General features: G+C 59.7%; 11 protein-coding genes. All 11 read right to left on the bottom strand.

The genetic code is table 11. The features are described 5' to 3' along the window. Positions 1 to 2 precede the first annotated feature (2 nt). Positions 3 to 1,199 (bottom strand): type VI secretion system-associated FHA domain protein TagH, encoded by a 1,197-nt coding sequence (gene tagH, locus D882_RS0128190; RefSeq protein ID WP_027926321.1) that lies wholly within the window; start codon positions 1,197 to 1,199, stop codon positions 3 to 5. A 17-nt stretch (positions 1,200 to 1,216) separates the two neighbouring features. Continuing rightward, positions 1,217 to 1,357, bottom strand: a complete 141-nt coding sequence (locus D882_RS0128185) for a hypothetical protein (protein WP_007894589.1) — start codon at positions 1,355 to 1,357, stop codon at positions 1,217 to 1,219. 93 nt (positions 1,358 to 1,450) lie between these two features. Continuing rightward, entirely contained in the window at positions 1,451 to 2,968 is a 1,518-nt protein-coding gene (locus tag D882_RS0128180; protein WP_027926320.1) for a sigma-54-dependent Fis family transcriptional regulator, read from the bottom strand. Positions 2,969 to 2,978: 10 nt separating this feature from the next. Beyond that, the gene (gene tssH / locus D882_RS0128175) at positions 2,979 to 5,627 is read right to left on the bottom strand and encodes a type VI secretion system ATPase TssH (protein ID WP_027926319.1); all 2,649 of its coding nucleotides are present in this window, start codon (positions 5,625 to 5,627) and stop codon (positions 2,979 to 2,981) included. A 13-nt stretch (positions 5,628 to 5,640) separates the two neighbouring features. Continuing rightward, positions 5,641 to 6,648, bottom strand: a complete 1,008-nt coding sequence (gene tssG, locus D882_RS0128170) for a type VI secretion system baseplate subunit TssG (RefSeq protein WP_027926318.1) — start codon at positions 6,646 to 6,648, stop codon at positions 5,641 to 5,643. After that, on the bottom strand, positions 6,612 to 8,399 hold the full coding sequence (gene tssF / locus D882_RS0128165; protein ID WP_027926317.1) for a type VI secretion system baseplate subunit TssF: 1,788 nt from the start codon (positions 8,397 to 8,399) through the stop codon (positions 6,612 to 6,614). The genes tssG and tssF overlap by 37 nt, the downstream gene beginning before the upstream one ends. Positions 8,400 to 8,586: 187 nt before the next feature. Continuing rightward, entirely contained in the window at positions 8,587 to 9,000 is a 414-nt protein-coding gene (locus D882_RS0128160) for a hypothetical protein (protein WP_027926316.1), read from the bottom strand. Continuing rightward, on the bottom strand, positions 8,997 to 9,965 hold the full coding sequence (locus tag D882_RS0128155) for a DUF6402 family protein (protein ID WP_027926315.1): 969 nt from the start codon (positions 9,963 to 9,965) through the stop codon (positions 8,997 to 8,999). Before D882_RS0128155 ends, D882_RS0128160 begins: the two co-directional genes overlap by 4 nt. A 62-nt stretch (positions 9,966 to 10,027) precedes the next feature. After that, complete coding sequence (locus tag D882_RS0128150; RefSeq protein ID WP_027926314.1) at positions 10,028 to 10,552, bottom strand: PAAR domain-containing protein; 525 nt, start codon at positions 10,550 to 10,552, stop codon at positions 10,028 to 10,030. Between the two features lie 10 nt (positions 10,553 to 10,562). After that, positions 10,563 to 10,970 carry a type VI secretion system baseplate subunit TssE gene (gene tssE / locus D882_RS0128145; protein ID WP_027926313.1) on the bottom strand — a complete coding sequence of 136 codons (408 nt, stop codon included), beginning with the start codon at positions 10,968 to 10,970 and terminating at the stop codon, positions 10,563 to 10,565. A gap of 13 nt (positions 10,971 to 10,983) precedes the next feature. Next, positions 10,984 to 12,459: a type VI secretion system contractile sheath large subunit gene (gene tssC / locus D882_RS0128140; protein WP_027926312.1), complete on the bottom strand. Its 1,476-nt coding sequence runs from the start codon at positions 12,457 to 12,459 to the stop codon at positions 10,984 to 10,986. Positions 12,460 to 12,465: the final 6 nt, after the last annotated feature.

Here is a 12,465-nt window from a genome sequence, read left to right as displayed (position 1 = left end):
CATCATCCTTGGTGGTCGGTGTGTAGGGTGGAAATCAGGCGGATCTGCTCTTCGTAGGCCTGAGCGAAGTCACGGGCCAAGAGGCGCTCGCTCCAGTCATCGTCCTGACGCAGGGCCTGGTGATAACGACCGTAGGCTCTCCAGCGACTGCCCGAGGTGGCGAGCAACGGCTTGTTGTCGCGCTCGAAACGCAGGGTCAATTGCTGTGGCGAGAAGTGCTCCAGCGTGCCGCGAACGGCGGCGCGGCTGGCGGTCAGCAAAGCCACCTGATGCGCCTGCAAATCGCGGAACGCGCGGGAGATCGCTTGTTCTGCCGGCAACTGGCCCGGCTTGTTCGGCTGCAACAAAATGCCCAGTGCTTCACCGGCATCGACGGCGAATTTCAGCGGGTTCTTTTGCGAGCCTTGCACGGTGGTCTGGGCCAGGCGCAGTTCGTTTTTCAGTTCGCTGCGGGTGCGCAGGCTCTGCTGTAAACCGCCGACGCTTTGCTTGAGCAAGCGGGCCGCGTTCAGCGCCAGCGCTTCGCGGGCGTCGTGGTCGAGGCCTTTGAGGTCCACGCCCAGCGCGGCACCGAAATGCTCCCAGAAGCCTTCGCTCTGACGTTCGACCGCTTTCGGCGGTGGGGCCGGAGCGGGTTCGGCCGGGGCATTGATCAGCTCCGGGACCATCAGGCTTTCCATGTCGATACGGGCGTAGTCGGCGCGCTGACGGGTGTCTTCGATGGCGGTGCTCGGGGAGATCAATTGCTCGATTTCCGAATACACACGTTCTTGCTGATCCAGTGCATTGAGCGGGTCGAGGTCGAGGAACGCGTCATCCGGAATGATGCTGCCGGCCGCTTGCGGACGGCCAACTTCGACGTCGAAGGTCGCGGGGTCCCGCACCAGCCGCGCGCGGATCTCGAAATCACCCAGCACATAGACACTGCCGTGTTCGATGCGCATGGCTTCGCCCTTGCGCAGGCGTGCGCCGCTTTCGCTGTTCTGGATACCGTTGCTGCTGGTATCGGTCAGGAAAAACGTGCCTTCGCGGTAGCTGATCAACGCGTGGTGGTTGGACAGGTGGCGCTTGCGGTCTGGAATGATCCAGTCGCAATCCTCGCCCCGGCCAATCACGCCCCCAGCCTGTTTAAAGGTCTTTTGGCACAAGTCCGTGGGCACGAATTGCTTGGTGTTGAGCATTTCGAAAACCAGTTCCATGGTGATACTCCTTGCGGTCACTTGCCGCGATTGACCGCCTGCGGATCACCCAATGGGCGATAGGTGTTGTCGTTGTATTTGTAATTGCCGCTACAGCCGCCGAGGCCGCATAGAACGACGAGGGTCAGCAGGACGGCTTGCCAGTGACGAACAGGCATCAGAGGGTCTCCAGGGATAGACAAAGCACAAAGCGCCGGCCCGATTGGGCGGCGCTATCAGAAGCGAATGAGGTGAAATCGACGGTCATTGACCTACCCATCGAAGTCACCCAGGTTGATATTCAGGCGCCCGAGGCGGTACAGCAGCGTGCGTCGTGGCAGGCCGAGTTCGCGGGCGGCGAGGGTCTGGTTGCCGTCGTTTTTGCGCAGGCAATCGAGCAGCAGGCTGCGTTCGACCTGCTCCAGGCGTTCGCGCAGGTTCAGGCTGTTGTCTTCCGGCATGGCTTCCATGCGCAGGGAGAAATGCTCGGCCAGTAACTCGCCGCCCTCGCACAGCAAAACGGCGCGCTCGACCAGGCCTTTGAGTTCGCGCACGTTGCCGGGGAAGGCATAACCGGACAGGTGATCCAGCGCCGCGTCAGACCAACGCACCGCATCGCGTTGCAAGAACGAGCAGGCCTTTTCCGCAAAGTGCCGGGCCAGGTCGAGGATGTCGCCTTCACGTTGGCGCAGGGCCGGCAACTCGATCGGGAATTGCGCGAGGCGGTAGTACAAGTCCTCGCGGAATTTGCCTTCGCTGACCAGCACCGACAAATCCCGGTGCGTCGCGGCAATGATGCGCACGTCGATCTTGTGGGTATCGTTGGAACCCAGCGGACGGATCTCGCCTTCCTGCAACACGCGCAGCAACTTGGCTTGCAGCGACAACGGCATGTCGCCGATTTCATCCAGCAGCAAGGTGCCGCCATTGGCCGCGTCGAACAGCCCGGCGCGGTCGCGATCAGCGCCGGTGAAGGCGCCTTTGCGGTAGCCGAACAGTTCACTTTCCAGCAGGTTCTCGGGGAACGCCGCGCAGTTCTGCACGATGAACGCCTGGGAGCGGCGCGGCCCGCAATCGTGAATCGCCCGGGCGACCACTTCCTTGCCGGTGCCGGTTTCGCCGCGCAACAGCACGGTGTATGGGCTGTGCAGGACTTTGCTGATCAGCGAATAGGTCTGGCGCATGGCCGAGCTTTTACCGATCAAACCGTAACCGCTGGCGCTCGGCACACTGACCGGCGCTGGCCGCGAAACACCGCTCGGCTGACGCAACCGTTGCAGCAGGTGCAACTGGCCGAGCACGAACGAACCCAGCTGACCGAGGGAGTCGGCAAAGCCTTGCAGGTCGATATGCCGGCGACTGGCGCACAGCAGCAAGCCTTCAACCGACTTCTGCTGATTGACCAAAGGCACGCACAACAGCGACTGCCAAGGCGTGGCCTGGGGCGGCAGGAAACTGGTTTCGTGCAGGCTGCCGCTCAGCTCGCTGAGGCTCACCACACGGTTCTGGCACAGGGCGAACTGCAGCAGTTGTTCACCGTTGTAATCCGCCGGCAGGCTCGCCGCTTCCCGGGGTTGCAGGATGCCGTTCAGGCATTCGGCGTTCATGCCCAGGCAGGTGTGGGTCGCGTCCAGCAAGTACAGCTGCGTCAGTTCGCAACCGCTGAGCTCGGCCAGACCGCGCACGAAGTCACCCAGCAGCGCAGCCCCGTCCGCCGCCCGCGACAGGCTGGCGAACTGCGCCAGCAAGGCTTCGGCATAGACCAGCGGTTGCGGCACTTGAGTGAACATCACACCCACCTCAGGCGAACTCGCAGGTCACGCTGGCGTCACCGTCGAGCGTGGCATGCACACGCTTGAGGCTTTCACCGGTGGCCATCGCGTCGAGCAAGCGGTCGGCCACCAGCGGCAGCACGTGCAGGTCGAGCAAATGGTCGATCAGGCGTGCGCCGCTGTCGCTTTGGGTGCAGCGTTCGGCCAAGTGATCGACGAGGTCCTGGGAGTAAGTGAAGTCCAGCTGACGACGGTTCAGGCGCTCGCCCAAACGGCCGAGCTTGATTTCGATCAGCTCGCGCAGCACCGGGCCGCCCACCGGGTAGTAAGGCACCACGCGCATGCGCGCCAACAGCGCCGGTTTGAAGTGTTTGCTGAGCACCGGGCGGATGGTTTCTTCAAGGACTTCGGCGGTCGGCCGCGCGCCGTTTTCGCAGAGTTCGCTGATGCGGTCGCTGCCCAGGTTCGAGGTCATCAGGATCAACGTGTTGCGGAAGTCGATCTCGCGCCCTTCGCCGTCGTTGGCCACGCCTTTGTCGAAGATTTGGTAGAACAGGTTGAGCACGTCCGGGTCGGCTTTTTCGACTTCATCGAGCAGCACCACCGAATACGGTTTTTGGCGCACGGCTTCGGTGAGCATGCCGCCCTCGCCATAACCGACGTAGCCCGGCGGCGCGCCGATCAGGCGCGAGACGGTGTGTTTCTCCTGGAACTCGGACATGTTGATGGTGGTGATGAAACGATCACCGCCGTACAGCAAATCCGCCAGGGCCAGCGCGGTTTCGGTTTTGCCGACACCACTCGGACCGACCAGCAGGAACACGCCGACCGGCGCGTCCGGTTTGTTAAGGCCGGCAGCAGTGGCGCGCATCGAGCGGTCCAGGGCGTGAACGGCTTGTTCCTGACCACGGATGCGCGTGCGCAGGTCGGTGGCGAAGCTCGCGACCTTGGCATTGTGCTCGCGGGCCAGTTGCGCCAAGGGCACGCCGGTCCAGGCGCTGATCACTTCGGCGACCAGACGCGGGCAGACTTCGAAGCTCACCAGGCGTTCTTTGACCTGAAGCTCGGTCAGCGCTTTGTGCGTTTCGTTGAGTGCCGCTTCCAGGGTTTCGACGCTGTGCGCTTCGTCCACCGGCAGGGTTTCGATCACGGTGCCTTCGGCGTCTTCTTCAACCGTGACGATGGGTTCGACGGCAGCGGCTTCACGCGCTTTGGCCAGTTGTTGGCGCAGGTCCAACAGGCGTTCGGCCAATGCCTTCTGTTCGGTCCACAGGATTTCCAGCGCCGCCCTTTCGTCTTCAGCTTCTTCCAGCCGCGCTTCCAGTGCTTCCAGCGCTTCGTGATCGATCAGCAAACCGGCTTCCGCATCACGGCGCAGGGCCTGACGCTGACGACCGCCTTCAGCCAGTTCGCCACGCAGGCGTTCAAGGCTTTCCGGAGCGGCGGCGAGGCTGATGCGAACGCGGGCGCACGCGGTGTCGAGCACGTCGACGGCTTTGTCCGGCAGTTGGCGACCGGCGAGGTAACGGGCGGACAGTTCGGCGGCGGAGACGACGGCGTCATCGCGCAGGTAGATGCCGTGGCTCTTCTCGTACACCTGAGCCAGACCACGAAGGATGGTCACCGCTTCGCTGACGGTCGGTTCGTGCAGTTGCACCGGCTGGAAACGACGGGCCAGCGCCGGGTCTTTCTCGAAGTATTTTTTGTACTCGGCCCAGGTGGTGGCGGCGATGGTGCGCAGTTCGCCACGGGCCAGCGCCGGTTTCAGCAGGTTGGCCGCGTCGGAACCGCCGGCATTGCCGCCCGCGCCGATCAGCGTGTGGGCTTCGTCGATGAACAGGATGATCGGTTTCGGCGAGGCTTTGACTTCGTCGATCACGCCCTTGAGGCGACGTTCGAATTCACCTTTGACGCTGGCACCGGCCTGCAGCAGGCCCATGTCCAGCGACAGCAGCTCGACGCCTTTGAGCACCTGAGGCACTTCACCGGCGGCGATGCGCGAGGCCAGGCCTTCGACGATCGCGGTTTTACCCACACCGGCTTCACCGACCACAATCGGGTTGTTCTTGCGGCGACGGGCAAGGATGTCGATCATCTGCCGGATCGCACCATCGCGGCACAGCACCGGGTCGAGTTTGCCGTCGCGGGCCTGTTGGGTCAGGTTGTGGGTGAAGCGTTGCAACAGCGATTCGCCCGCCACGGCGGGTTTGCCGGTGGCCGGTTGTTCTTTCTGCGACAGGGCGAATTCTTTCAGGCGATCAATGTTCAGTTTGGCCAACAACGCCTGGTAACGGCTGCCGGCGTAACGCATCGGGTTACGCAGCAAGGCGAGGATCAGCGCGGCCTGTTCGACCTGGGTCTGGCCCAGTTCGAGGTTCGCCACCAGCAAGGCATCCTGCAGCCATTGCACCAGTTCCGGGGCAAACACCGGGTTGCGCGAAGCGCTGTGTTCGACCCGCGATTGCAGGGCCGCGCTCAGTTCACCGGCATCCACTTCGGCATCTTGCAGCGCGCGGGCGAGCAGGCCTTGCGGGCGCTCCAGCAGGCCGAGCAACAAGTCTTCGACGAGGATCTTGCTGCCGCCACGGGCGACGCAGCGTTCGGCAGAACTTTCCAGGTCACGACGGGTTTCGGCGTCCAGCGCCTGGATAAGTTGTTGCAGGTCTACGTTGATCATTGGTCATCTGTCCTTAATGAATTTTGCTGCCCAGGGTCACCACGCCGTCCGCTTTTTCGCGGCCCAGCCAACTGGTCCAACCCAAGCGACAGGCGTTCTGCTCACCGATGCGCAGTTCCGGGATTTCTTCGTGGCGCAACACCAGGCGAATGTCGTAATCGAGCGGGTCACGCAGGGTAAAGCGCACCAGCGCGCACAACGGCTGGTAGCCGAAACCGATGGGCAGGAATTCGTGAAAGCGTTGCCAGTCGAGTTCGCGGATGTGAATGCGGAATTTGCCGCTGCGGTCGCGCACGTGTTCGCCCAGCACCAGGTCTTCGCCAAGCAGGCTGTTGGCGCGACCCAAACGATTGCGCTGCTCGTCGAGAATTTCCACGCGGCGCTCGATGCACTGCTCGATGGTCAGCTCGGCGTGCTTGAAGTAGTAACGCAGCACCGCTTCGATCAGCGCCGCCGAGTGCGCGCGCAAGCTGAGCAAGCCGAGGTATGGCAGCAGGCGTTTCCAGTTCAGTTCGCCGGCCTTGCGGATCTCTTCGCCGCCCAGGCCAATCAACGCAAACAATTGCGAGGAGAACGGGTCGAGCGCACCGCTCTCGAAGCTGGCGCGGTAGCGGTATTTGCGCCAGATCGGCAGCATCAGCCGTTGCAGGCGATGGTGGAACAGGTCGAGGAAGTTGCGGGTCGGATTGCCGTCTTCGCTGTCGCCCAGGGCCTGTTCGCCGTAGAACGCCGGCAGCGGCGAACCGGAACCGACCAGGCCGATCAGGTTGAAACGCAGGCGCGCGCGCATCTGCCCGTGCTCGTGGAAAAACTCCACGCGATCGACATCGCTGCCAGGGAAACCCAGGCTCGGGTTGGCCTGGAATTCCAGCTGGTCGTACAAATCGTCCTGACTCAGGTGCGGGTGGGCCTCGCGCAGCCGGTCAACCACCAGCAGCACGGCCTGAAACAGCGAGTACTCGCGTATTCCTCGGGTCAGACCGCTTAAAGCAGCGGCTGAAGGCCCATACGTGGTGTCCATTGGTACACCTCTCCCTGTGTGCTTTTTACCCGCAGCTCGTGGTACGAATTGAGACTGGCGTAAAGCGCGAAAAACTCGTTAAGAACCGAAGCGAACACGAACAGGTCGCCTTCGCCGATGTAGCCTTCCGGGTCGATGGTCAGCTCGGTGCGCAACCCGCGCACCGGCAAGCCGCGATGCAGGCGGTCGACGTGTTGGTGTTTGATCGATTTGAGCCCGCCGAGCAGGCGCTTGCTGACCTTCTCCGCGTGCTGGTCGTAGTAGCGCGGCAGGTCGTAGGTTTCGAGAATCACCTTCAACGCATTGACGTCGGCCAATGACAGATAGTTAAGCGACATGTTGCTGATCAGCTTCCACAGGAAGTCGCGATTCAGCGGCGGCGCATAACTCGGGGTAGCCGGGGTGATGTTGCGGAAACTGAGAAACTCCGGCGTCTCTTCACAGGCCTGGCAGATGTCGCCGAGCTTGAGTTTTTTTGGCAGGTTCTGGTTGGTGCACGTCAGCTCGATCGACAGGGTTTCGTGGGCTTCGGTATGGCGGATGCCGAAGCTCAAGTAAGTGTCGAGGCCGTCGTGCAGCAGCGATGAACGCTGGCGAATGCTGTAGTGCGGACGGCTGGTGGGCACGTCGAAACTCGGGTCGTGCTCGAAGGATTCGAACGGCACGTACTCCTGATAACCGAGACCGCCGGGCTTCCAGCCGGTGACGCTTTCCACGGAAAACACGCCGCAGTTTTCCAGGTCGTATTCGGCAGGCAACAGCAGGTATTCGTCCTGCTTGCCGTCGAGGCGAATCGGCAGTGCGTCGTGCTTGAACAGGTTGACGATGGGCGTGCAATACAGCTTCACGTTGTCCAGGGTCGGACGCATGCGCAGGATGCCGCTCTTGCGAATATCGAAGCGCAACTCCAGACCACGCATCTGCTTGAGGGTGTTTTCCGGCAGCGCCTTGAGAATGTCCAGACCGTTGACGTCGACGAACAGGAACTTGTCCTGGAAGGCGAAATACTCTTGCAGGTAGCGGTAGCCACGGAAGGTGTTCAGCGGATACGGAATCAACGCTTCTTCTTCGGCAAAACCCACCGGCTGCACCCGGTCGCCGGGCATCTTGAACGCCATCGGGGTGCCGTTGACGCCATTGATCGGCTTGCCGGCGCTATCCAGCGGGATCAACTCGATGCCTTCCAGATTGCGCAACAGGCTCAGGTACAGCATCTGGCTGATGTAACGCTCGCCGGCGAAGTGCAGGCGCAAACGACTCAATTCCAGCTCACCGAGGTGACCGTCGGCGCTCATCTCCAGGCGCAGGCTCAACAGCGAACCGTCGCCTTTCACCGAGTACGTCAGCGCGGCCAGATCCAGCGCCTGGACTTCGGTCGGGTAGCACGTGCGGAAACGGCAACGCACGTCTTCAATCGGAACGCTTTCAATCGGTGTATCGCGATCGACCTTCAGCGCCGGGCCGGAACGTTTCAACGGGTCGAACTGCAAAATGCTGAACGCCGGCAGCGGCCGCATGTAGTTGGGCCACAGCAGTTGCATAAGCGAATGGCTGAGTTCGGGCAATTCGTCATCGAGCTTCTGACGCAGGCGACCGGTCAGGAACGCAAAACCTTCCAGCAACCGCTCCACGTCGGGATCCCGCCCGGCTTGGCCGAGGAAAGGCGCCAACGCCGGGCTACGCTCGGCGAAACGACGACCTAACTGGCGAAGTGCGGTGAGTTCGCTTTGGTAGTAGTGGTTAAAGGACACGGGTTACCTGCCTGGTAGTGGAACTCATCAAAAAAAATCCTGTAGAGCGCGAGGGGCCAGATACCCCTGCAAATCCATTGCGCTCATGATTACCGCTCTCTCATTTTTTCAGGCGTAATCGCCGTGCTGATGCCACAAGTGCTTTTTCGTGGTCTTGCAAAGAGCATCCCGGTCACTGAACCCAGCATCAATTTTCCAGAACCCTGTAAGGCGTATTGCTGATAAAAAAATTCAACCAGTGCTTTTTCGGGCTGGAAAGCCCCAACGTAAAAGCCTTGCTCGACTTATCAAATTCTATAAATACAACACCCACTGTTTTTTCATCTTCATCGGCGCGCATATCCAACTCCAACTCGGAAAAAAGAGGTGTACGGTAAACCTGACTGGGGTTGTTTAAATCGGTGAATCGCAGATAAACAAAGTCTCGCGGGGTCAAAAGCGAGCTTGCAGGAACAGACTCGATAAGGTATTGCCCAGACGGACTTTTTTTCGAATAGTCTGGCGCACGACCTAAAACTTCAACCACAATGATTGCACTAGCCATCAACAAGCTACACAACAAGACAGCCAAGCTTATGGCGTACTTATGTCCGATCTTCATTTAGCAGATATCTCAATAGGTGCAGACGTTACGGGCTCGTACATAATGTCCGAATACACGCGAAAATCGCCGCCCTTCTCATTCAGATCACGATAGTCTCGAAAATCACTGTTTTGAACGAGCATGTAGTGTTTGCCTTCGAGCTCTCGATATCGACGTACGGCCTCATCTTTTTGCTGTGTGCTTTGCTGTCCTCTCACACCCTGATATTGCGACTCCGCCATAACGGCATTCATTTGGGCAGCCAGTTTCGCGTTAGCTTTTGCTCCCTCAACGGGGTCCGTCACTAACTTATCAAAATTCCAGTAGCCAAGAATCTGACTGAACAGAGCTACGCCATCGTTGAAATCGTAGGAATCCTCGATATAAAAGCCCAATTTCGACGGGGTAAATACGATACTCTTATCCGTTACAACGACGACACCTTCAGCAATAGCTCGCATGTTGAAATTAGCCAGTGCCGCTCGAAGCTCATTCACCTCATCAGAGCCTGCCTGCTCAAACTCGACTACTTTGTTATTTGAATAACCAAATTTCTCAGCAGCACTGGCAACACCATTAAACGCAACCGGATAACACCCAGAGGCTTTACCGGAAAACGCTCGACGGAGCCTGCTTTTGATCAGAGTGACTCCAGCTGGACTATTCCAGGTCCCCCTCAAATGCTTTATCGCAGAATTTGCACGTTCAAAACCGGAAACCCAACTCATTTTAACGATGGATTCTTCTATGTATTCCTTGGGCGCGAAAACATCATGCTTCTTTACTTTATCATCCATCCCACCATCACCAGTTGGCCATGGCTTACCACTGAACCAATGGTTCATAAGGTCTGCGGCAACTGGCCATTTCATTTTTTTCATCGTATCTGGAATATCAGTGATCTTGAACTGACGCGCAGTCGCAGACTGTCCGACTTTATTACTTGCCGGAGTCATGGTCGTTGCCACTGTTGTTGCTGCCATTTCCATATCCCTCTAACAGTTACTCCAGGATCCGATTGTCACTGGTGGCGAAAAGCAAATAACTAAGCGAGTACAACTCTGGCTTGGGGTTCAATGACCAACTCAACCGCCTCCGCAGTAGCTGAGAAAACTGTTTGCGTTTTTCCGTCCGCCCCCGTCACACCGTTAATGATCTTCCCCGAGGCAGTTTTAAGCGTGTATTCCACTCCGGCGAGCGGCTTTCCGCTTTCTTGGCAATTGATCACAAAGTGCTCGTTAAACGGCCACTGAATCTCCACCGGCAACGGCGGAACAAACGGCGCCGGCGAATGCGAATTCCCAATAATCACCGTCCCGGACCCAGCCGTAACTTTGTTGCCATGAGTACCAACGGAGCCCACAGTGGCCGCCGGTTTACCGTTGATCAAAACAGTCGTTGCAAGGTCGCCGACCATCGCACCACCACACGCCGAGGCATCGCCTTGGCGGGCGGCCGCGAGGCCGTCGAAGAACACGTCGCCGGAACCGGCGGCGATCGGGTTGGTGCCGTGGCCGGGGAGCGGGCAAGCGGTGGGGTCGGATACGCGGGCTGCGGGTTTGCCGGACATACGAATCTCCTTAGTTGACCTTCACTTGACCGCTGCCATCCAGGCGCGCGGCGAAACTGACCTGACGCTTGAAACCATCAACTTCCAGCAGGCCTTCGATGCTGAAGGACAGGCGAAGCTGATCGTGGTCACGCGGCAGGGAGATGACATGCACATTGCTCAGGCGTGGCTCGTAGGCTTCGATGAAATTTTCGATGGCCAGACGGGCCTGACTCAGGGAGTCGTGCAGGCTCAGACGCATGTCATTGAGATCGGGTAGCCCGTAATCGGACAGCGTTTGCACGCTGCCCGCACGGGTGCTGAGCATCTTGGCCAGATGGGCAGCCACGGACGCCATGGCGGAAACCTCGCGGCTCCAGCCGACGCGTTTGTCCGCGTCGCCGCCCAGGCGTTCGAAAAGGCTGCCGTATCCAGTCATGAGTTAGCTCCGTTTACTCTTTGTCCAGCTTGCCAACCAGCGACAGGGTGAAATCGGCACCCATGTACTTGAAGTGCGGGCGCACGTTCAGGCTGACGCGGTACCAGCCAGGCTCGCCTTCGACATCGCTGACGATGATCTGGGCGGCACGCAGCGGACGACGGCCACGGACTTCGGCGCTCGGGTTTTCCTGGTCGGCCACGTACTGGCGGATCCACTTGTTGAGTTCCAGCTCGAGGTCGGTGCGTTCTTTCCACGAACCGAGTTGCTCGCGCTGCAGCACTTTCAAGTAGTGAGCCAGACGGTTGACGATCATCATGTACGGCAGTTGGGTGCCGAGCTTGTAGTTCAGCTCTGCCGCCTTGCCTTCTGCACTGATGCCGAAGAACTTCGGCTTCTGCACCGAGCTCGCGGAGAAGAACGCCGCGTTGTCGGAGCCTTTGCGCATGGTCAGGGAAATGAAGCCTTCCTCGGCCAGTTCGTATTCACGACGGTCGCTAACCAATACTTCCGTAGGAATCTTGGTTTCGATTTCGCCCATGCTTTCGAAGTGGTGCAACGGCAGGTCTTCCACCGCGCCACCGCTCTGCGGGCCGATGATGTTCGGGCACCAGCGGAACTTGGCGAAGCTGTCGGTCAGCTTGGTGCCGAACGCGTAGGCGGTGTTGCCCCACAGGTAGTGCTCGTGGCTGTTGGCGACGGTTTCCTTGTACACGAACGATTTGACCGGGTTGTCTTCCGGGTCGTACGGGTTACGCAGCAGGAAACGCGGCACGGTCAGGCCAACGTAACGGGAGTCTTCCGACTGGCGGAAGCTCTGCCATTTGGCGAATTGCGGGCCTTCGAAGTGATCTTTCAGATCCTTCAGGTCCGGCAGGCCGGTGAAGCTTTCCAGGCCGAAGAATTTCGGGCCGGCCGCGGCAATGAACGGCGCGTGGGACATGCAGGCAACGCTGGACACGTACTGCATCAGTTTCACGTCCGGCGAGCTCGGGGACATGAAGTAGTTGGCGATGATCGCGCCCACCGGCTGACCACCGAACTGACCGTATTCAGCGGTGTAGATGTGCTTGTACAGGCCCGACTGCATCACTTCCGGCGAATCTTCGAAGTCGTCCAGCAGGTCGTCCTTGGAGACGTTGAGGATTTCGATCTTGATGTTTTCGCGGAAATTGGTGCGGTCGACCAGCAACTGCAGGCCACGCCATGACGATTCCAGCGACTGGAAGTCCGGGTGGTGCAGGATTTCGTCCATCTGGCGGCTGAGCTTGGCATCGATCTCGGCGATCATGCGGTCAACCATGGCTTTCTTGACCGGCTCGCCGTTGTTCTGCGGCTTGAGCAGCTCTTCGATGAAGGCCGACACACCGCGCTTGGCGATGTCGTAGGCTTCGTCGTCCGGGGTCAGGCGGGTTTCGGCGATGATGCTGTCGAGAATGCTGTATTCGCCGTTCTCGTTACTCTTTTGCTGTGCTGCGCTAGTGCTCATTGTCTT

Origin of the sequence: Pseudomonas sp. URMO17WK12:I12, assembly GCF_000514395.1 — a bacterium.
Lineage (GTDB): Bacteria > Pseudomonadota > Gammaproteobacteria > Pseudomonadales > Pseudomonadaceae > Aquipseudomonas > Aquipseudomonas mucoides.
The sequence above is the reverse complement of the archived record's forward strand: the minus strand, read 5'-3'. Positions and strand labels throughout refer to the sequence as shown.

Excerpts from the sequence above, each read along its gene's own strand:
- tagH (WP_027926321.1), bottom strand. The coding sequence starts at position 1,199 with ATGGAACTGGTTTTCGAAATGCTCAACACCAAGCAATTCGTGCCCACG.
- D882_RS0128185 (WP_007894589.1), bottom strand. The coding sequence starts at position 1,357 with ATGCCTGTTCGTCACTGGCAAGCCGTCCTGCTGACCCTCGTCGTTCTA.
- D882_RS0128180 (WP_027926320.1), bottom strand. The coding sequence starts at position 2,968 with ATGTTCACTCAAGTGCCGCAACCGCTGGTCTATGCCGAAGCCTTGCTG.
- tssH (WP_027926319.1), bottom strand. The coding sequence starts at position 5,627 with ATGATCAACGTAGACCTGCAACAACTTATCCAGGCGCTGGACGCCGAA.
- tssG (WP_027926318.1), bottom strand. The coding sequence starts at position 6,648 with ATGGACACCACGTATGGGCCTTCAGCCGCTGCTTTAAGCGGTCTGACC.
- D882_RS0128160 (WP_027926316.1), bottom strand. The coding sequence starts at position 9,000 with ATGAAGATCGGACATAAGTACGCCATAAGCTTGGCTGTCTTGTTGTGT.
- D882_RS0128155 (WP_027926315.1), bottom strand. The coding sequence starts at position 9,965 with ATGGCAGCAACAACAGTGGCAACGACCATGACTCCGGCAAGTAATAAA.
- D882_RS0128150 (WP_027926314.1), bottom strand. The coding sequence starts at position 10,552 with ATGTCCGGCAAACCCGCAGCCCGCGTATCCGACCCCACCGCTTGCCCG.
- tssE (WP_027926313.1), bottom strand. The coding sequence starts at position 10,970 with ATGACTGGATACGGCAGCCTTTTCGAACGCCTGGGCGGCGACGCGGAC.
- tssC (WP_027926312.1), bottom strand. The coding sequence starts at position 12,459 with ATGAGCACTAGCGCAGCACAGCAAAAGAGTAACGAGAACGGCGAATAC.